Origin of the sequence: uncultured Roseicyclus sp. (genome assembly GCF_937892565.1) — a bacterium.
Lineage (GTDB): Bacteria > Pseudomonadota > Alphaproteobacteria > Rhodobacterales > Rhodobacteraceae > Roseicyclus.
The window spans coordinates 14149-34268 of record NZ_CALAHQ010000086.1 but is presented as its reverse complement, the minus strand read 5'-3'; the positions used below and the strand labels follow the sequence as shown (position 1 = coordinate 34268).

Sequence of the window (20120 nt, the reverse complement as noted above, 5' to 3'; positions counted from 1 at the left end):
GCGGTGTGTCAGTCATCGATCTGGATCCTTGCAAATGGCCCCGGCCCGAAACGATCGGACAACTGGGCAACCTCGATGGAATAGGGAAAGCTGGTAGCATCCTCGGCGCGCATGGCGCCGCGATAGGCGAAACCGGGTGCGCTCAGAACAATTTCGCGCCGCAAGCCGGTGGCATCGACGATGCGCAGCAGATAGCGCTCCGACGTTTCGCCCAAAGGAACATCGAAGCCCTCCCAACTGTCACCGTCGACCCGCGTGCGCCGTACCCAAGACACGACCCGATCGCCTTCGACCTTGGCCGCTCTAAGATGCGCGGGTGCATAGGGCCGCAGCCCTACACCTGAAAAGGCGAGGATTCGCTCAACATAACTTGGATCATCGACGCTTCGCCGAGCAGGGCCGATGCGGTAGTAACGCGCCAGACCGCGCGCCGATACGGGCAGGTCGATCTGCCCCACGCCATCATCAAGCAGCACGAACAGGCTCCCCTCAGGCCAGATTGCTGGCATCACCCCATCGGTTCCCTGCTGGCCACGCAGGCGGATACCAATATCCCAGAGGTTCTCGCCAACCAATGTCGCGCTTGCGAACTGGATGACCTCCCAAGTGCCATCATCGCCCGATCCGATCGCGGCAATATTGGCCCCGTTCAGCACCGCGGCCGGTTCGGCAGATGACAACCGCCCCGTCGCCAAGCGGACCCGCATGGGTCCCGTACGATCCCACAGCCCGGACCGCGCAGCAACCAACGGGGTCTCCAGCCGCCCAATGATCGCACGCCGTTCGATCAGGCGATTGAGCGTAAAGCCATCCGGTCCCGTCGCGGAGTAAGCCGCCACCGATCCGGGCCATGGGCTTGCCGATACGGCAAGATGGGGGGCATGATCGACCTCGGCGCCGCTGATCAGTGGCAGGTCCAGAAAGACCGGCCGAACCGGAACGGGAGCGATAAATCCGCTCGTCGTTGCCACCTCTTCCACCGCATCCGAAGGTTCACGGACCGAGGCTTCGACCCGCACCGCCTCAATCAGGCGCGTGCCGCGATCCTCGACGCGGTCGATGCGCCACGTGGACCCATCGTCCAGCGCCACCATAGCCCCCGCCCCTAAAGCGCGGCGCGAAGGCGGCAGGGAAAAGCGCATCTGATCGCGGGCAACGCGTGCCTCGGCCAGCATCCGCTCGGCCACGCCCTGCCCCTCGGGTCCGGTCAAAGACAGGGGCAGGTCAATCACCGTCACCCCATCGGCAGCGTCGCCGGGAAACACCGCTTCGGCCACGCGGTCGTCGTAGCTTCCCTCGGCCGCGACATGGCCCAGACGCAAGCGCCCCACCACCTCTGCCTTTGCGGCGCGGGTTTCCCTCAGCCCCCCCGCGCCATCGTCATCGCGCGCGGTTGTCGCGGCTTCGATCACCGCTTCGGGGCGTTTGGGTAGCGGCAGAAACACCAGCGCCCCATCCCGTTCCACCGCCTGAAATCCATGGCTCAACATCAGGGCCTGAAGCCGCGCGCGCGCGCTTTCCGTCTCGCCCGAGATATGACCGCGCACCAGACCGAACAGCGCCGAGACGTCATAGTCCTTTACGCCCGCCGCCTCGCACAGTTCGGCCACCACCTGATCGAGCGGCGCGGCCTCAATGCGACCGGTGATCCAATGGCCCAACCGCCAGTTGTTGCCATCGGACCATCGTCCCACTTCATTTGGAAAGGCCGGCCAGGGCCGTGCGTCCCATGCCCAGACATGGGCATGGCTCATGTCCAGCATCGGCTCACCATAGACATCGGAAACGGGATTGATCGCGGGATCATTCCAGTAAGACATGATTGCGCGCAGATACTGCGCCTGTATCAGATCATCGCGCCGTCCGTTCGAATGGCGCGGCAAAGCGCTTTCCGAGCTTTTGGGGTCAAAGAACTTATTTGGCTCGTTGGTACCCTTGTCCACCGCCGGACAACCGATCTCGGTAAAGCGGATGGGTTTAGACCCCGGCCTCCATGGGGTTTGGTGCAATGCACGCGCCGTGACCTCAAGACCGACAAAAACGACTGTTTGGCCGGGAATATTCATTCCCGGACCAAAGCCGAAGTTTGCCTGAACATCGGTTGAGCGCGGGATGATCTCGCATCGGAACTCGAACGTACCGTCTGGATGTTGAAGATTAACGACTTCGTGCACAACATGCCCCGACACAAGCGAGGGCTGAAGGTTTCCGGGCGCGCCGGTCACATAGATCCACTGCACCTCTGGACTGCGATGATCCAGCGTCAATCTCAGATGGGTGGCCGTCCCCGCGCGATAGAACAACCGCACCTTATAGGGCGCATTCTGCAGATGGATGAAATCATCGGATACTGCCATCGACAAGAAATTGCCCGTCACATCGGTGACCAGCACCGCGTTCGAAAACCTTCCATCGACAAACTGCCCGGGAAATGGCGCAAGAACCGCCCCCCCGGACGTAGACCACAGATGCGGGCGATCGCCATTGCGCACGGCCCAACCCCTTGGGCCATTGATGCGGTCGTGGTGATGCGATGACCACCACGCGCGCAGGTCCTTGAAGCGAAAGGTCCATGGTTCGTCGAAAAGCCCATCGGTGATGGATTCCCTGCGCTGCGCGGCGCGCGCCTCGGCTGTGGGATAGAACCAATCATATCCCTCTCCGCCCTCGATGTTGGCACGCAGGTAATCAAGATCATGGATCTCGCCCCAACCTGCATCGGCATGGTCCAGACCGTCGCGCCAGTCGCTGAGCGGCATGTAATTGTCGATACCGATGAAATCGATGGTGTCATCGGCCCACAGCGGGTCAAGGTGAAAGTGCACGTCCCCCGTGCCATCTTGCGGCTGGTAGCCGAAATACTCGGACCAGTCGGCGGCGTAGCTCAACTTTGCATCTGGCAAGAGCAGCCGCACCTCGGCTGCCAGCGCCCGCAAATGGGCCACCGCTGGAAATCCCTGCGCGTCACGCATCTGTGTCAGACCGCGCATTTCCGAACCGATACAGAATGCATCGACCCCACCTGCCGCCGCCGAAAGCGCTGCTGCGTGCAAGATGAAACGCGAATAAGACCATTGCGTTGGCCCGGAATAAGTCACCGAACCGGGGCTGATGGTGAAATCACGGGCGCGCACCGTACCGAAAAAAGCGGCCACAGCTGCGCCATTTGCGGCACTGCCGTCAGGGCTTCCCGAACGGCCCGGCGCAACCGCCCCAGTGATCCGTCCACGCCACGGCAATGGCGATTGTTCTGAACCACCATAGGGATCGGGAAGACCATTGCCCGCCAAGATCTCCATCAGCAAAAAAGGATAGAGCATCACCTCTTGGCCGCCCGCACGAATGGCTTGAATTGCTTCGATCACGGATCCATCGGCAGGCGTGCCGCCATAGACAGGCCGGCCGTCGATCCGCGCCAAGACCTCCGCTTCCGACCGAACGATCCCGCCCGCGCGCCACGCCATCTCGATGCCATCGACCTGCGCATCTTCAACCTTGGGCTGAACCCGGCACTCGCCTGCACGCAGATCATTACCAAACCACGAGTAGATCAGGCTGACAGATTGAACATTGGGCAGCGCCGCGCGCATTTGGTCCAAGGCTATGCTGAAATCCGCTCCGCCGCTGGGCGTATTGGTATTCACCGCCCGTCGATTGCCCAAGGCATCGGGAACGGTGATCTGGCGCGTCGAAAGCGCATATTCGCCAGTGCCGGGCATCAAGGCCACCGCCCGCACAAGATCGGCGGCAGCAGGCAGCATGGCGCGTTCGGGTTGTGCAGCGCGCACCACCTCAAAAGCAAATTGCGGCACTCGGTTGCCAAAGGGGGCAAGATCCAGATCCTCGAATACGACATAGGCGATACCGCGATAGGCCGGAACCGCGCCTGCGCCCTCGACCGCTTCGATCAACGGATCGGGCATCTGGTCTTCGGTCCCGGTATAGAGACGCATCGCCACACTGGTCTGATCCAACTCCACCCCGTCGGCCCAGATGCGTCCCACCCGCCGGATCTCGCCTGCGCAAAGCGCGACAGCAAGACTGACCGAATAGGCATAGCTCGTCGTCATGGGCTGGCGCGGCGCACCCTTGCCGCGCCCCCCGCCGCTGGTGGTGGTGTTTTCCACGAAATGCGTGGCCCAGATCACCTGCCCGCTCAGCCGCATGCGGCCAAACAGTTGCGCCACCGGCGCACCCTCGCCCGCTCCGGTGATCCGAAAGCGGTCAACCCGCCCCCGCTCCACCGGATCCGAGCCCGAGCCCATCAACCGCTGGTCGATCATTCGGCCCAGGCTGGCGCCCACCGCACGCCCCACCACAGCCCCAGAAAGCCCAAGAACCGTCCCCGACGCCATGCCGCCCAAGGCCGCCCCTGCGGCCGACAAAAGGATCGTCGCCATGCTGTCACTTCCTTTCCGGAAACGCGAAACGCGCCACAATGCGCCGCCGCCAAGGGGGCGTGAGCGCACTTTCCACCACGCCATGCCCGCTGTAGGCATGGATGAAACTGGGGGTCGTACCGACCTCGGCCTGTAGGCCCAGATGCTTGGCTACCCCGCTTTCGCGCATGCGAAACAAAAGCACATCGCCCGGCGTAGCCGCTGACAAGGGCTTGGCCACAAGATGTCGCCGCGCCGCGTTCCAAAGCCGCTCTTCGCGCGACGTTTCGGACCAATCTTCCGTGTAGCCCGGCACTGGCTCAGGTTCGGCACCCAGAACTTCGCGCCAGATCCCACGCAGCAGCCCCAGACAATCGCACCCCACACCCCGGCAACTGGCTTGATGCACATATGGCGTACCCAGCCAGCCACGGGCGGCAAAAACGACCCGTGTCACCGTCGGCTACCCCCATCACGTGCCGAGACGCGGGTGGGATGGGCCACCAGCCAATCGTCGCCCGGCAGGTCCGGAAAACCCCGAAAGTTCAGCAGATTGGCGAACTTCAACCGACAGGTCTCAAGCCGCTTGTCACAGCCCGCCGTCAGCCGCAAACGATCCCCCAAGGCGATTGGCGTGCGCAGCCCGTCCCACAATTCCACTCGGCGCAAATCCCGGTCGATCCGATCAATCTTGATTGCCCCGGACAGACCCGCCGCCGCACCGTCCAGAACCCGACATGTGCCCCTCTCGAACCAGCGCGGTTCAAAAGCCTCGGGAAGCTTGATCCAAAATACCCGAGCTGAATCGACAGCCAAGACCTCGGCGTCCACGACATAGCCCGGATTTGTCAGGTCAACGCGACACGCCCCATCCCCCAGAACTGCGGAACAGCCGCGCTGATAGACACGGCCCGTGGGCATGTTCATCCGCTCCGACAGCCCACGCAGTTCAGCGATGAATGCGCCGCCTGCGCGCGTCAATTCACCCAGACTGCCACGAAACTGCAGCACACGGTTCTCCGGCGCCTCCCACTGCACCAGCCAGGCTTCGACCTCAGCGCCATCATAGCGACCCGCCACGATGTCGGCTTCGGTGATGGCATCGTCGCTCAGCGCGCCGACGGCTTCGGTGTTGTCCACAGATAGCCCAGTTGTCTGGCTCAGCGCCGCTGCCGAAAGCCCGCTTTCCGGGCGAAACGTGGCGCCGTCAAACGCCAGCGCCCGGTCATGATCCGTAAAGCCAAAACGCATCCCATCCGTGCGGGTCACCCGCCAGCATCTGCACACACCGGTCGTACCGGTTGCCAGATGCGTATCCAAACCGGCGGCGCCGCTCATAGCCGGATCTCCAGCACTGGCACATTGGGCACTTCACCGGCCTGAAAGCTTGCCACGCTGGTCTGGATCGCATCCGTGTCGAACCGGACCGGCACGTCGAATTCAAAGCCGGCCGTGATCACTTCGCCCGCATCGGGCGGCTCGGAAAAGCGAATGATCCCACGATCGAGCTCCAGCTCGAAATCCACGCCAAGCACCTGCTCGTCATTTGAAACCCCCAGCAAAACCGTGCCCTCAACCGGCTTTGTGATGGGCCGCACATAGCTGTGCCCCCCCGAGGCATAGGTCTTGCTCAACTGAAACTCGCGCGTGATGCCATCTGCCAGTCCAATCCGCTGATCGCGAAATCCAGGCTGGCCCGAAGGCGCACAACTCTTGAAATCCGACCAATCCTTCCAGCGAAACCCGTAGAGCTGGCCGCGCCGGGCCTCGAAAAACGCGATCAGAACCGCAACATCGTCCAACGACCGCAGGCTTACTCCCGCGTCATAGCGGTGGCGCGACTGCGCCCATGGCGTGTTGCGCTCTTCGTGCCCATTGGTCAGCGCCACAACCTCTGTGCGCCGCTCAGGACCGCCCACCGAGCCAAAGCTCAAGTTGGCCGGAAACCGAACCTCATGAAATCCCATCGCTATGCCTCCTCAGCGGTTGCGCTGACCGCGCGCCAGCGCGCGGCCCATCTGTGCCGCGATCTGGGTCTGGCTGCGCGCAAAGCCCTGCACATCGGGCGTCGTGATGTTCATCACCACCTGCACAGGGGCACTTGCAGCGGCCGCCGCAACGCCCAGGCGTCCATCCGGGCCACGCCGCAGCGGCATGATCGCCTCGGGGCCCGCCTCGCCCATCAATCCCATTCCACCCCTCATCGGAAACGCCGTAGCCCCTTGCACGACCCCGCCCCGGGCAAAGGGCATGACGCGGCCCTGCGAAATGGCGCCGCCCTTCTGAAAGGGCAAAAGCCCGCCCACCAAGCCGTTCACGCTATTGGCAAGCGCCGATCCCAGCGCATTTTGGACCGGACGCATCGCGCTGTTATAGGCTGCATCGATCATGCTTTGGGCCACACCGCGCAACGCATCGGACAGGCGCATTCCGTCAAACACGACACCATCAAAGGCACGGCGCAGGCTGCCGCCGATCGCACGGCTAACGCCCTGAACCTCCCGCCCGGTATGGACCAGGCTTTCTTGCATACCGCGCAGCTCAGATTGAAACGCAGCCGTCATCCCGGCCGCCCCGGACATCGTCGAGTCCAGATCGATGATCTGCGCCTCGAGCCTGTCCAGCCCGTCATCCATTCCGGCCATCGCCGCTCTCCTTGTTCGTCACATCGGGAAATTGCGCGATCAGCGCCTCCAGCCGCGCGCGCCCCAAGGGCGCCGCCTCCGGCGCATCACCCAGCATCAACAACAATTCGACAGGCGTGAGCCGCCAGAAATTCTCCGGCGCAAGCCCAAGCCCCTGCAATCCGGCGCGCAGCACCGCGGGCCAGTCAAAGCCTGTATCGCTCATCGCGGTACCTGAAAGGCCAACACCAAAAGCCGGGCAGCGACGCGGGCGGCCTCCAGGGGCCCACCTTCGATTTCGGCCGACAAGAGATCGGCCAGATCACCCCGCCACCCCCCACCCCGCAGACCCGCACACACCAACATCAACACGTCGCCTGCACGCAACGCCTCGCCCTCGAAGCGCGCCACCAGATCGGCCAGGCTATCGGCCTCCAGTCGCGCTTCAAGCTCGGCCAACGCCCCAAGCGTCAGCTTCGCCACATGGCGCTGGCCATCAACGACCAGCGCGACTTCGCCCGCCCAAGGGTTCGCCATGGCTCAGATCGCCGTAAAGATCAGCGCCCCCGCCGAGGCCATCGACACCTCATAGGTGGCCTCGCCGTCATGGCTGCCCGCATATTCGATGCCAGTGATCTGAAACGGCCCCGCGACGATCCCGAAATCCGGTATCACCACCTGGAAGCGCGGCGTTGCGCCATCGAAAAAGATTTGCCGCGCGCGTTCGTCTGTCGCCGCATCGCGGAACACGCCCGAACCCGCAATCGCCGCCGATTTCACCCCGCCACCTGTCAGCAACTCGCGCCAGCCACCCGCCGACTCCAAGCTCGTCACATCCACCTGTTCCGCATTAAAGCTCAACCGGGTGGCACGCAGCCCGGCCAAGGTTTCAAACACGCCATTCCCATCCATATCGACCTTTACCAACAGGTCTTTCCCACTTTGGGCTGTCATTTCATTCTCCATTGAAATCAAAATTTTGCCTGCCGACGTTTACGCCGCTTCATCCAATCGGGCCCGAAACCAAAGCTCGATTTCCCGTGCGCCATCGACCCGTCTCGCGCGGGCGCGCACAAACGCCAACGCCACCAATCGCCCGCGTGACAAGACCAGATCGGCACCGCTCAAAGCATCCGAGATCGCCGCCGCCAACGCCTTGGCCCCAGAGAACCCCGCCGCTGCACTGACCACTGTCACCGAAAAATCGTGCACAGCCCCTGCGCCTGTCTTGTCCGAAGCATCGCGCACCTGTTCAGGTCCGATCACCACCAACAGCGGCGCCACCGGACCCGATGGCAGCGCATCGTGGATCGCGCCACCCGACAGCGTCATGACCTGTTGATTTGCTGTCAAAGCCGCAAAAACCGCCGATTGCAGCGCGACCGCCATTCCATAGCTCATCGCCCCACCTCCTCGACCGCGAAACAGGTCAGAAAACGGCCTGTCGCATCGCTTTCCTGCACCGCTTCAATCCGGTAGACGCGCGCACCATCACGAAACCGCATCCGCGCATCGGGCCGCGCTTGTGCGCCCTGGGGCAGCGCGCGCATCGTGATCGACAGTTGCAACCGCGCGGCCTGATCCACCTCCCGGCCTGCGCCGCGCACATGGACAGCCGCCCAGATATGGCCCCGTGCGACCCAGCTTTCCGTGAAACCGCCCGCGCCATCTGCAATGCGCGCGGGCGCTTCCAGCACCAGCCGCCGGTTCAGATCCGCTGCCCTCATTGACCCATCCCCCGCAATCGCAATGGGCGATGAGGCTCCAGTAGAACCGCCACCGCAAACGGCACACCGCGCTCGGCGTCAGCTTCCTGCCCCCAGTATTCTGCGGCCAGCATCATCACCGCCTGCTGCAGATCGGCGGGTATTCCGCCCCAATCACTGGCGTAACCCGCGGTAAACTCCACCTCGATCGATCCGCCCTGCGCCGGCACAGGCAGCCGCACGCCCGCAGCCTTCAGCACGGGCCGATGCCTGTCGGGCTGCAAAAGATAGCCGGCATCCTCGACGACCAACTCCGTCCCCGCGCGGGTGATCAATCGCACCACATCGATCCGTCTGATCGGGGCCAGCGGCAAGACATGCTCATCAGCGCTTTGCCAAGCCAACAGGGTCAAAGCAAAACGGCGTTCGAAAAGAGCCTTGCCAATCCGCGCCTCGATTGCCGCGCAGGCCGCGCGCAAACAGCGCTCCAGCGTGGCATCTTGACTGCCATCATCGCTGAACCCACGCGCCAGCCGCAAATGTTCCGCCAGCGCCGCAACCGGCAACGCCGCGCCGGGCACAGCGGTCAATTCAACCATCATCATGTGGGAAATCTCCGATAATCCTGCTGTCAGGGTTGGGACGGTGTTCCGTTCGCGCTGCTCGAGCGGAGAAACGCGCAGCTGGATGGCGCACGACCCACCGTCCCGCCCGCCCCATGACCATTTCGGATCAGGGGCGGGGTTCCGTCGCTCCGCTCATCGACGGATCACGACAGCCCGAACTTCAACAGCTTGATCGCCGCAAAATCCGAAACTGCACCGCCCACCCGCTTGGTGGCGTAGAAAAGCACATGGGGCTTGGCGCTGAAGGGGTCTCGCAACACGCGCAATTCGGGTCGTTCAGCGATCGTGTAGCCGGCGCGGAAATCACCAAAGGCGATGGCTGTTGCATTGACGGCGATGTCGGGCATGTCTTCTGCGATCAAGACCCGATACCCCATCAACCGTGCGGGTTCCCCCGCCGCCAGCCCGTCCGACCACAAGAACCGCCCGTCAGCATCCTTCATCTTGCGCACCGCACCTGCGGTCTTGGAATTCATGACAAAGGTGCCGTTTGCCCGGTATTGAGCGCCCAGCGCATAGACCAGATCGACAACGGCATCGGCGGGATTGCTGGCATCGAAATCTCCAGCTGTGCCCGTCGCGACATAACCCAAAGTGCCCCAGGACCATGACGCATTCGACACCGCAAACCCGCTCAGAAAGCCCGATGGCCGGCCAGACCCGTTGCCATTGACAAAGGCGTCAGCCTCGGCGCGGGCAAATTTGTCTGCGATGCGCCCGGCAAGCCAGCCCTCGACGTCGAACGCCGAATCGTCCAACAAGCGCTGCGACGCTTTCGGCATGGCCGACAACTCATGCAAATAGATCGAGATGCGCTCGATCTGAGGGGCGGCCGTCTCGCTGGTGTCTGCCAGCTCGTCGGCCCAGCCTGCACCGGTATCCGAGGCATCGATCAAAACGTCGAAGCTGCTCGAATCGACCTGCACGATGTTTGCAACGGCCCGCAAGCTCGACGAAGATCGCAGCACAGACTGGATCATCTCGGCGGTTTGCGGATCGACCAGAAAGCCGCCATCGGCATTCATCGCCGTGTTCATCCCCTTGCGCTCAACTTCCAACCCGCGCAGCGCATCATCATCGCCATTGCGCAGATAGCTCGCCAGCGCCTTCTTGTGGGGCGCAGTGTGGTCGATCTCCGCCGACAAAGCCGGGCGGGAATAGGTCATGGTCTTGGTGTTCAGCATGGCAATACGCTCTTCCTGCTTCTGAAATTTTGTCTTCATCTCGTCATGGAACCGATTGACTTCGCTCAGAAAGCCACCAAGGGCTTCCGTCACATCCGCAATCGGTGAAGGGGCCGTGCGGGGGGTGTCCGCCGCCCCGGATCGGGTCTCGGTCATATCCATCACCTCTGCTCTGGATGGTTGGGCTCAGCGGGGCTCGCGCGCCGCCAGACTGGCCCGGGTCGCTTCAAGCGCCCGCGCCAGATCTCGCAAATCAGCATCCGTCCCAGCCGCCTTGGCCTTGGTCGCGGCGCTGACCCGCGCATCAGGAAGCATGGGAAATGTCACAAGCGACACCTCCCAAAGCTCCACTTCGGACAAAAGCCTGCGCCCCTGCCCGTCCTTTGTCGCACGCAGCGTGCGATAGCCGATCGACAGCCCGTCGATCGCGCCCGCTTCGATCAGCGCCGCCGCTTCCCGCGCGCGTGCCACATCCCTCAGCAGCCGTCCCTTGACCAACAGCCCGCGCGTGTCCTCTCGTACATCATCCCAGATGCCGATGGGCTCGGTCGGATCGTGCTGCCACAGCATGCGCACCCGTCGCCCGGTTGCGGCCAGCCGCTTCAAGCTGGCGGCATAGGCACCCTTTTCCACGATATCACCGCCCTGATCGCAACTGCCAAACAGGCTGGCATAGCCGGCAATTTCAAAACCATCGGTCACCTGCAGGGCTTCGGCATCGAAGCGGGCGAATTTCGTCTCCAGACAATCTGGGAAAAATTCATTCATGTCATACCCCTATCCAGTAATGTTCATCCGCAACAAATCATGCAGACCTTGCGCCAACACGACCGAGATCATTCCGAAAACCGCCAACCAAAGCCGCTTTTCCAGCCGCTCCAGCGCGGTCTCGATCCCTTCCAGCCGAAAGTTCAAAGCTTGCCAACGCTCCTCTTGAACGCGTTCATTGGCATCGATCCGGGCGTTCGCGGCATCAAAGGGTGCGTATAGATAACGCGACCCACCCGTGCCGCGCTCGCTCATGTGCCCTCCGGTCGATCAGGCAGCCCCAGCATGCGGCGCTTTTCGGTCTCGGTCAGGAAACCGGCATCGGCGATGCGGCGCCACTGCGCCTCGCGTTCGGCCGCCAAGGCTGGCACCTGATCAAGATCAGGCTCCAGATCGACCAGATCGCCGGTCAATCCCGACAGCCACGCCGCCAGATGCGCCAACACTTTTTGCGCCAAGGGCAAGACCGTCAGCCGGTAGAAAGCACGATTTGCCTCGGCGTAATTGGCATAGGTGGCATCCCCAGGGATCCCCAACAACATGGGCGGCACCCCAAAGGCCAAAGCGATGTCACGTGCTGCCGCCTCCTTGGTTTTCTGGAACTCCATATCCGATGGGCTGAACCCCATCGGCTTCCAATCCAGCCCACCCTCCAGCAACATGGGCCGCCCGGCATTGCGCGCGCCCTGATGATGGGATTCCAGTTCGCCCTGCAAACGCACGAACTGTTCCTCGGACATGGTGCCTGTGCCATCGGCGCCCCGATAGACAATCGCCCCCGATGGCCTGGCTGCATTGTCCAAAAGTGCCTTTGACCAACGCGCTGCGGAATTATGCACGTCAATCGCCGTGGCTGCCGCTTGCAAGGGCGCCAACCCATAATGATCGTCATGCGGGTGAAAGGTCTTGATATGGCAAATGATTTCAGGTGCGTAGCGATGTGTCTTGGCGCCCAGCACATAATCATAGGCCATGGGCCAGCCATCCGCACCCGGCACAAGGCTCATCCGGTCCGAACGCAGAACATGCAATTCGGCCAAGACCCCATCGGGTCCCGGCACCGCCTCCAGATAGGCATTGCCCGACAACATCAGCTGCGCAAAGACCGCCTCCAGCAACTCTGCGCGACCCTGCGCCTGATTGGGCCGTGCCAGCAACGTCAAGACCGGATGGACATGCTGACGTTCCGCCCGGTCGCGGCACACCACCGGCAACGCGGCAGCGGCCTCTGCGATCAACTTGACCGCGCGAAAGCCCACCGGGTTGCCCTGAAACCCGTTGCGGGTCAGTGACACGGTATCGCGCGGGCTCCATGCCACGCGCCCCGCCGTGCCCCATACCGCCAGCCGCGCCCCAGCCGAAGCCTTGCGCTCCGGCAGCGCGCGCTGCGCCTTTCGAAAGAAATCCAACACCATGTGCCGCTCTCCTCAGGAATTGCTTCATGACAGGACCGCCCCAAGCGGACGCCCGTTCCGACCCCGCAGGGCCATGGTTTCTCGTGCCAGGAAATGGGGGCTCAAAGCCCCCGGATTTTCGGGTTCAACGCATGTGCGCCGGGCCGCAACAATCCATCGCTCAATGCCCAGACCAGCGCATCCAACCGGTCCGGGCTCCGACCGCCCTGATAGCCCCTCAGGGTCATCAGACACATCTCGTCCTCCAGGGCGGACAACACCCCCAGATGGCGCACACGACCCTGCTCATACAAGGCCGCCACAGGCTCGGCCCGCGCGGCCTTTGCCGTGACCGCCCGCACCATGCGCAAGTTCACATGCGGGTCCACCTGACGCATGATCAGCCCAACCAGATCGCCACCCTGATTGACCTCGGCCACCATGCGCGCGGCACCATGCCGGTGATAGGTGGCTGCCGCCGCCTCGGCCCATGCCATGGGGCTTGCGGCTGTCACCGTTGCATCCTCCAGCACCACGGCGCGCCAGCCATGCGGCGCACCGGTTTCCTCCACCGAGATGGCCACGATCCCACAGGCATCAGACCCCGCATGCCCCGTCACGGGTGGATCGACCGCCACGATCACCCGCCCGCCTTGGGGCCTGACACTCACCCGAAGCCGATCCAGTTGCGCCCGGGTCCACAGCGCGCCCTCGGCATCCTCTAGCAATTCGCCATTCAACTCCTGTCGGCCAAGCCGGGTCTGCCCATAGCGCGCTTGCACCTCGCGCAGAAAACTGGGCGCCAGATAGGCCCGGTTTGCCTCGGTCGCTGCATGCGTGACCACCGTGCTGTTGCGGCTCAGCAGCGTTTTCAACACCGCCACATTGCGCGGTGTGGTGGTCACGACCTGTTGCGGGTGATCCCCCAATCGCAAACCGAATTGCAGCATGTCCCATGTTTCCTGACCTTTCGGCCATTTCGCCAATTCATCGGACCAGGCTGCATCGAATTGCGGCCCGCGCAACGCCTCGGGGTCATGCGCCGAGTATAGCCGCGCTTCGGCCCCGTTTGGCCATTCCAGCCTCCGTTCCCCCGCGATCCAGCGCGGACAGCGATCGGGCGGGGAACAGGCGATGATCCCGCTATCACCCTTGACCATGACGGCCAGCGCCTGATCATAGGTTTCGCCGACCAAGGCCATGCGCCGCGCCCGCCCCGGGGCGGATGCGGTAGACCCTTCGACCATACCGCGCACCCATTCGGCGCCCGCCCGGGTCTTTCCTGCACCGCGACCGCCCAAGATCACCCAGCTTGTCCAATCGCCTTTCGGCGCCACCTGATGGGGCAGCGCCCAGAACTCGAACAGATAGGGCAACGCGGCCAAGGCCTCGTCACTCAACCCGTTCAGGAACTGCGCCACCACTTCGGGCGGCGCGCAGGCGAGCCAATCTGCGCTCGATCTCGAACCGGGCGCCATCGAGATCAAGCTCTCCGGTGCCACGTCGTGTGTATCTTTGGCTTCCTGCATCACGCGCTTTCACCTCCACCTGAAGCGCCGTCTGAAAGGCGGCGCCGACGGCCCGCACATCCTTGACCACGTCATTGGTATCACCTTGTGGCGCCGCGCGGGCCGCGTCGAGCGTGCTCTCCAATAGCTCGACCGCAACCTCCAGCGCCTTATAGGCCCGCGCCACTGTCCGGTCAGCCCGGGCAAGGTCTTCACTCTCGGTCATTGTGTCGATCATTGAATTGCCTCGTGTCCGAAATCTTCCCGGCCACGAGCAGCACATGGGCCCCGTGAGCGATGCCCATGGGGCAACGCGTCAAAGAAAAACGGCCTCGGGGGTGTTTCCCCGGGCCGTTTACCCACGTCTTCCAGCATGCAAAATATTTGCCATGGAGCGGCCGCAGGGTCAAGATGTTTTTTATTTACAAAGGGTTAATGAAATCTTTGCCGTATACACATCCTTAACCCAAGGGGCTGATCACTGCCCGGCCGCCTCGCGCTCGGCTTCGATCTGCCGCCAGCGTGCGACATTTCTGTTATGTTCCTCAAGGGTTTCCGCAAAAGCGTGACCGCCTGTCCCATCCGCCACAAAAAAGATCAGCGGCGTGTCCTCGGGGTTCACCGCGGCCTCGATGGCCGCGCGTCCGGGGTTGGCAATGGGTGTCGGCGGCAGACCATCAATCACATAGGTGTTCCATGGCGTCTCGGCGCGCAGCTCGCTGGCACGAATCCCCCGGCCCAAAACACCCCGACCTTCGGTGATTCCATAGATCACCGTAGGGTCGGTCTGCAGCCGGATTCCCTGGTTGAGCCGATTGATGAACACACTCGATACCAACCGCCGCTCTTCGGCCACGCTGGTCTCTTTCTCGATGATCGAAGCCAAGATCAGCGCCTCCTGCGCATCGGCAAGCGGCAGCCCATCTTGCCTGCCGGCCCAAGCCGCCACAAGGATGTCTTGCTGGGTGGCCAGCATCTTGTCGATGATCTCCTGACGGTCCTGCCCGCGCCGCACCTCGAAGGTGTCGGGCGCAAGCACACCCTCCGGCGGCACTTCGGCAATCTCACCCGACAAGAAATCGGCCGCGCGCAAGCCTTCGACGATCTGCCAGCTGGTCAGGCCCTCGGGCACCGACACGCGATAGGCAATCGGCGTCCCATCCGCGACCAGCGCAGAATAGACCTCGGGAACGCCGTCCTCATAGGCGAAATCAGCCAGCGCAACGACCTCGTCCGTGCCGGGGACCCGCTCGCGCAAACGCAGCTCGCCCGTGCCCTCGAGCCGCAGCACATAGGTCGCCGTGTAGCGGAAACTCGACGGACCGCCGGTGGTCACGATGGCCAGCACCTGCTCCATCGATGCGCCCGGCGGGATCTCGTAATTGCCAAAGCGCAACGCGCCCGACATCTCGGCATAATCCGCCCCCAGGCGAAACAGCATGGCGGATGTGACAATGCCCGCCGCCTCAAGATCCTCCGACACCCGCCTGAGCGAGGCCCCCCGCGGCACCTCGAAAAACACCGCGTCCGTCAAGGGACCTTGCGCCCGAAATTCCCGCTGCCCCCACGCGATGGCCCCGGCCAGCGCGATCAGGGCAAGGATCAGAAAACTCATCCCATTGGCGGCAACACTTCTCCACATGCGAACGTTACACCCGCCCCATGATCAGACAGGCATTGGTGCCGCCAAAGCCAAAGGAATTGGACTGCACCACATTGATCACCGCCCTTTGCGCCGCATTGGCGCACAGGTTGATGGCTGTTTCGGCCGCTGGATTGTCCAGATTGATGGTCGGCGGCGCGATCTGGTCACGAATGGCCAGCATCGCGAAAATCGCCTCGATCGCACCGGCCGCGCCCAACAGATGCCCGGTGGCCGATTTGGTCGACGACATCAGCACCTTGGCCGCGTGATCGCCCATCAACCGCTCCACCGCACCCAGTTCGATCGTATCGGCCATGGTCGATGTGCCATGCGCGTTGACGTAATCGATCGCCGATGGCGCCAGCCCCGCACGCTTCAGCGCGGCCCGCATGGCGCGCTCGGCCCCTTCGTGATCGGGGGGCGGCGCGGTGATGTGGTAGGCATCGCCAGACAGCCCGTAACCAAGAATCTCTGCATAGATCTTGGCGCCGCGGGCCTTGGCGTGTTCATATTCCTCCAACACGACGACGCCCGCGCCCTCGCCCATGACGAAGCCATCGCTGTCGGCGTCCCACGGGCGGCTGGCTTTCTCCGGCTCATGGCCGCGCTTGGTCGACAAGGCCTTGCACGCATTGAAACCCGCGATCCCGATCGCGCAAATCGGGCTTTCCGCGCCCCCGGCCACCATGACCTCGGCATCGCCCCATTGGATCAGCCGCGCGGCATCCCCGATGGCATGCGCACCTGTCGAACAGGCCGTGACCACCGCATGGTTGGGCCCCTTGAACCCGTAGCGGATCGAAACCTGCCCCGAGATCAGATTGATCAACGCGCCCGGCACAAAAAACGGCGACACCCGGCGCGGGCCCTTTTCCTTCAGCGTGATGGAGGTGTCGGCAATAGACGACAAACCACCTATACCCGATCCGATCAGCACACCCGTGCGCTCAAGGCTTTCGGTATCCTTGGGCATCCAGCCCGAATCCTCGACCGCCTGCACGGCAGCGGCCATACCATACAAGATGAAATCATCGACCTTGCGCTGGTCCTTTGGCTCCATCCAGTCATCGGGATTGAAGGTGCCGTTGCTGCCATCGCCCCTGGGCACCTCGCAGGCATAGGTGGTCGCATGGCCGGTCGTGTCAAAGCGCGTGATCGGCCCCGCGCCCGACTGCCCCGCCACCAGCCGCTCCCACGTCTTTTCGACGCCCGATGCCAGCGGCGTCACCAGCCCCAACCCCGTCACAACCACTCGACGCATGCCATTCGCCCTTTTTGTCAAAGTTCGGACTGTCGCGACCTGATACCGCGCGCGGCCCCCCGGGCGCAATCCCTCGCCGGGGCGCCATTCCACCGGAAAATGTGAAACGGCCCCTGCATCGCTGCAAGGGCCGCCCGAACACCACGTTCAGCAATGCGCTTATTGTGCGCCTTCGATGAACTTGACCGCATCGCCAAAGGTCTGGATCGTCTCGGCTGCGTCATCGGGAATCTCGATGCCGAACTCTTCTTCAAAGGCCATGACCAGCTCAACCGTATCAAGGCTGTCGGCGCCAAGGTCGTCGATGAACGACGCGTTTTCCGTCACCTTGTCTTCTTCGACGCTCAGGTGCTCGACCACGATCTTCTTAACGCGCTCTGCGATGTCGCTCATCTTCTTCCTCGTTCGTTGCGGCGCCGCTCGTCTTTCGGCGCCTTCGTTTCATTGTGCCTTTCGGGCCGCTCACCGGGCGCCCGCTATGGCAACGCCCTTCCCTGCCAATAACCTTGGGGGTCTCGGCAAATCTTTGCCGCCTATAACATAGAACCAAACGAAGGCAACTGCCTTCGCGTCATCTTGGTTCCACGGGTCACAGCATTGCCATGCCACCATTCACATGGAGCGTGGTTCCGGTGACATAACCCGCCTCTGCGCTGGCCAGATACAGGGCCGCGGCCGCAATTTCGGCGGCATGCCCCATGCGCCCCGCGGGAATTTGCGCCAAGATCTTGCCCTTCTGGTCCTCGGTCAGCTTGTCGGTCATCGCCGTTTCGATAAAGCCCGGCGCGATGCAATTGACCGTGATGCCCCGACTGGCCACCTCATAGGCCAGGCTTTTCGACATGCCCACCATTCCGGCCTTTGACGCAGCATAGTTGCCCTGCCCCGGGTTGCCGGTGGCGCCCACCACGGACGAGATGTTGACGATGCGGCCCCAACGGGCCTTCATCATGCCCCGCAACACCCCCCGGCACAGCCGCATGGTGGATGTCAGATTGATCTCGATAACCTCTGACCACTCCTCATCCGACATCCGCATGAACAGGTTGTCACGCGTGATCCCGGCATTGTTGACCAGAATGTCGACCGCCCCCATTGCCGCGACCGCTTGCTTGGGCAGCGCCTCGACCGCCACGGCATCGCCCAGATTGCACGGCAGCACATGCACCCGCCCGCCCAATTCCGCCGCCAGCGCCGAAAGCGGCGCCTCGCGCGTGCCAGACAGCGCGACCTGAGCGCCTGCGCTGTGCAAAGCACGGGCGATATCGGCCCCGATCCCGCCCGATGCGCCCGTCACCAGCGCCGATTTCCCTGTCAGATCGAACATGATCGCCCCCTTTCGTCTTGCCTATTGTGCCTGCGTCTGCAGACCAAACCGCGCCATATCCTCGGCGGTCAATTGATAGCTCTCGCGTGCGGCGCGGGTCGCGGCCATGAAATCGGCAAAGCGCCCATCGCCCAGCATCGCGGCCACAAACTGCTGCCGATCGGCCTGTGCGGCGACGCTGGCATCCACGGCGATGCCCCGCTGACGCTGCACCGCATCGCTGTGCAGCACCAACGCACCGCCCTCCACAACGCGTCTCACCCCGCCCAGATAGAGCAATATCGCATCATTCACCACCGGGCCGACCGCACGCGTCTCAAGTCCGGCCGCCCGGATCAACCGCCCCATTCCCGCCGCCCAGACCACGTCATCGGCCCCCGGCAAATCCCCCAGCGCCACCACCTCAAGCCCGGGATGTTCCTCGAAAAGCCGTTGCATCCGATCCGCCGCAGCCCCATTCAAGGGGCCCGCGACATGCAAGACCGCACCCTCCAGCCGGAACTCCGTCGCCCCCGCACCCGCCAGCCGGATCAACCCAAAGCCGCCCAACCCCACCGCAAGCGCGACCACCGCGATCATCCCAAGCCGCCTAGCCATCGGCCAGCATCTCGGCCAAGGCGCGCACCTCGGCGGCGGTGGCCGCACTGCGGGTTTCGACCGCCCGGTCGATCCGCTTGACCATCCCGCTCAGCGCCTTGCCTGCGCCGATCTCCCATGTCTCGGTCACGCCCTGTGCCACCATCCAGCCGATGCTTTCGCGCCAGCGAACACGCCCTGTCACCTGCTCGACCAGTCGCTGCGCAATTGCCTGCGGGTCTGTCTCGGCCGTGGCGGTGACATTGCCGACCAGCGGCACGCGCGGGGCGCGCAGCCTGACGACAGCCAGGGCCTCGGCCATCACCTCGGCTGCGGGTGCCATCAAGGCGCAATGAAACGGGGCCGATACCGGCAACAAGATCGCACGTTTGGCACCCTTCGCCTTGGCAAGATCCACCGCACGCAGCACCGCCGCCTCATGGCCCGAGATCACGACCTGCGCAGGATCATTGTCATTTGCCGCGGCACAAACCTGATCCTCGGCTGCTTCGGCCGCCACTGCGGCCACGCTGTCGAAATCCAGCCCCAGCACAGCCGCCATCGCGCCTTGACCTGCTGGCACCGCCGCCTGCATGGCCTCGCCTCGCAACCGCAACAGCCGCGCCGCATCGCCAAGCCCCAACGCCCCCGCCGCCGCCAGCGCCGAATATTCCCCAAGACTGTGGCCCGCGACATAGGCCGCCTGCGTCACCTCGACCCCCTCGGCCTCGAGCGCCGCCATCACGGCCATGGATGTCGCCATCAGCGCGGGCTGTGCGTTGCGCGTCAGGGTCAGCGCGTCTTGCTCGCCCTCCCAGATCAGGGCCGACAGATGTTCGCCCAGCGCCTCATCCACCTCTGCAAAGACGGCGCGCGCTTGCGGATAGGCCTCGGCCAGATCGCGCCCCATGCCGATGGTCTGCGCGCCCTGCCCGGGAAACAGAAAGGCTCGTGTCATGCGGTATCCCTCATCGTGCTCGTGTGTGCCATGGGCTAGCGCAAGCACGCATCTTGCGCAACGCGTCGATGGCACGCCGGGATCGTCCGTGCCTGTGTGCCCGGGCCAAAAGCGTGGCCGCACCCCACCGCCGAGACACCCGGATAAAGCGGCTTTTCCGACCT

The 20120-nt window shown here is 63.6% G+C and carries 23 protein-coding genes; all 23 read right to left on the bottom strand.

The genetic code is table 11. From position 1 onward, the window contains the following. Nucleotides 1-8 precede the first annotated feature (8 nt). The 23 genes from Q0094_RS12115 to fabD all read right to left on the bottom strand — a co-directional run bounded on the left by Q0094_RS12115 (nt 9) and on the right by fabD (nt 19956). The gene (locus Q0094_RS12115; RefSeq protein WP_297619845.1) at nt 9-4400 is read right to left on the bottom strand and encodes a glycoside hydrolase/phage tail family protein; all 4392 of its coding nucleotides are present in this window, start codon (nt 4398-4400) and stop codon (nt 9-11) included. 4 nt (nt 4401-4404) lie between these two features. Next, complete coding sequence (locus tag Q0094_RS12110) at nt 4405-4836, bottom strand: NlpC/P60 family protein (RefSeq protein WP_297619842.1); 432 nt, start codon at nt 4834-4836, stop codon at nt 4405-4407. Continuing rightward, nucleotides 4833-5717 carry a DUF2163 domain-containing protein gene (locus Q0094_RS12105; protein ID WP_297619839.1) on the bottom strand — a complete coding sequence of 295 codons (885 nt, stop codon included), beginning with the start codon at nt 5715-5717 and terminating at the stop codon, nt 4833-4835. Before Q0094_RS12105 ends, Q0094_RS12110 begins: the two co-directional genes overlap by 4 nt. After that, nucleotides 5714-6346 carry a DUF2460 domain-containing protein gene (locus Q0094_RS12100; RefSeq protein ID WP_297619837.1) on the bottom strand — a complete coding sequence of 211 codons (633 nt, stop codon included), beginning with the start codon at nt 6344-6346 and terminating at the stop codon, nt 5714-5716. The genes Q0094_RS12105 and Q0094_RS12100 overlap by 4 nt, the downstream gene beginning before the upstream one ends. A 12-nt stretch (nt 6347-6358) precedes the next feature. Next, nucleotides 6359-7015: a phage tail tape measure protein gene (locus Q0094_RS12095; protein WP_297619852.1), complete on the bottom strand. Its 657-nt coding sequence runs from the start codon at nt 7013-7015 to the stop codon at nt 6359-6361. After that, on the bottom strand, nt 7008-7229 hold the full coding sequence (locus tag Q0094_RS12090) for a rcc01693 family protein (RefSeq protein WP_297619834.1): 222 nt from the start codon (nt 7227-7229) through the stop codon (nt 7008-7010). Before Q0094_RS12090 ends, Q0094_RS12095 begins: the two co-directional genes overlap by 8 nt. Next, nucleotides 7226-7540: a gene transfer agent family protein gene (locus Q0094_RS12085; RefSeq protein WP_297619831.1), complete on the bottom strand. Its 315-nt coding sequence runs from the start codon at nt 7538-7540 to the stop codon at nt 7226-7228. The genes Q0094_RS12090 and Q0094_RS12085 overlap by 4 nt, the downstream gene beginning before the upstream one ends. 3 nt (nt 7541-7543) lie before the next feature. Beyond that, a complete protein-coding gene (locus Q0094_RS12080; RefSeq protein WP_297619828.1) occupies nt 7544-7957 on the bottom strand; it encodes a phage major tail protein, TP901-1 family in 414 nt (137 codons plus the stop codon). A 39-nt stretch (nt 7958-7996) separates the two neighbouring features. Continuing rightward, nucleotides 7997-8404, bottom strand: coding sequence for a DUF3168 domain-containing protein (locus Q0094_RS12075; RefSeq protein WP_297619826.1), 408 nt, complete (start codon nt 8402-8404; stop codon nt 7997-7999). Next, nucleotides 8401-8730 carry a phage head closure protein gene (locus Q0094_RS12070; RefSeq protein ID WP_297619823.1) on the bottom strand — a complete coding sequence of 110 codons (330 nt, stop codon included), beginning with the start codon at nt 8728-8730 and terminating at the stop codon, nt 8401-8403. Before Q0094_RS12070 ends, Q0094_RS12075 begins: the two co-directional genes overlap by 4 nt. Then, nucleotides 8727-9311: a hypothetical protein gene (locus tag Q0094_RS12065; protein ID WP_297619820.1), complete on the bottom strand. Its 585-nt coding sequence runs from the start codon at nt 9309-9311 to the stop codon at nt 8727-8729. Before Q0094_RS12065 ends, Q0094_RS12070 begins: the two co-directional genes overlap by 4 nt. Nucleotides 9312-9478: 167 nt before the next feature. Beyond that, complete coding sequence (locus Q0094_RS12060; protein ID WP_297619817.1) at nt 9479-10675, bottom strand: phage major capsid protein; 1197 nt, start codon at nt 10673-10675, stop codon at nt 9479-9481. Nucleotides 10676-10705: 30 nt separating this feature from the next. Further along, the gene (locus Q0094_RS12055) at nt 10706-11287 is read right to left on the bottom strand and encodes an HK97 family phage prohead protease (protein WP_297619815.1); all 582 of its coding nucleotides are present in this window, start codon (nt 11285-11287) and stop codon (nt 10706-10708) included. A 9-nt stretch (nt 11288-11296) separates the two neighbouring features. Next, nucleotides 11297-11542 (bottom strand): hypothetical protein, encoded by a 246-nt coding sequence (locus tag Q0094_RS12050; RefSeq protein WP_297619813.1) that lies wholly within the window; start codon nt 11540-11542, stop codon nt 11297-11299. Then, complete coding sequence (locus Q0094_RS12045) at nt 11539-12702, bottom strand: phage portal protein (RefSeq protein ID WP_297619811.1); 1164 nt, start codon at nt 12700-12702, stop codon at nt 11539-11541. Before Q0094_RS12045 ends, Q0094_RS12050 begins: the two co-directional genes overlap by 4 nt. 101 nt (nt 12703-12803) lie before the next feature. After that, complete coding sequence (locus tag Q0094_RS12040; RefSeq protein WP_297619808.1) at nt 12804-14102, bottom strand: terminase family protein; 1299 nt, start codon at nt 14100-14102, stop codon at nt 12804-12806. Beyond that, nucleotides 14074-14415: a hypothetical protein gene (locus tag Q0094_RS12035; RefSeq protein ID WP_297619806.1), complete on the bottom strand. Its 342-nt coding sequence runs from the start codon at nt 14413-14415 to the stop codon at nt 14074-14076. The genes Q0094_RS12040 and Q0094_RS12035 overlap by 29 nt, the downstream gene beginning before the upstream one ends. Nucleotides 14416-14667: 252 nt before the next feature. Beyond that, entirely contained in the window at nt 14668-15831 is a 1164-nt protein-coding gene (gene mltG, locus Q0094_RS12030; protein ID WP_297619803.1) for an endolytic transglycosylase MltG, read from the bottom strand. 7 nt (nt 15832-15838) lie between these two features. Continuing rightward, a complete protein-coding gene (fabF, locus tag Q0094_RS12025; RefSeq protein WP_297619800.1) occupies nt 15839-17095 on the bottom strand; it encodes a beta-ketoacyl-ACP synthase II in 1257 nt (418 codons plus the stop codon). Between the two features lie 159 nt (nt 17096-17254). After that, complete coding sequence (locus tag Q0094_RS12020; protein WP_168624685.1) at nt 17255-17488, bottom strand: acyl carrier protein; 234 nt, start codon at nt 17486-17488, stop codon at nt 17255-17257. 196 nt (nt 17489-17684) lie between these two features. Beyond that, on the bottom strand, nt 17685-18422 hold the full coding sequence (fabG, locus tag Q0094_RS12015; RefSeq protein ID WP_297619794.1) for a 3-oxoacyl-[acyl-carrier-protein] reductase: 738 nt from the start codon (nt 18420-18422) through the stop codon (nt 17685-17687). A gap of 21 nt (nt 18423-18443) precedes the next feature. Then, nucleotides 18444-19019 carry a hypothetical protein gene (locus Q0094_RS12010; protein WP_297619791.1) on the bottom strand — a complete coding sequence of 192 codons (576 nt, stop codon included), beginning with the start codon at nt 19017-19019 and terminating at the stop codon, nt 18444-18446. Further along, complete coding sequence (fabD, locus tag Q0094_RS12005) at nt 19012-19956, bottom strand: ACP S-malonyltransferase (protein ID WP_297619789.1); 945 nt, start codon at nt 19954-19956, stop codon at nt 19012-19014. Before fabD ends, Q0094_RS12010 begins: the two co-directional genes overlap by 8 nt. Between the last annotated feature and the right edge of the window lie 164 nt (nt 19957-20120).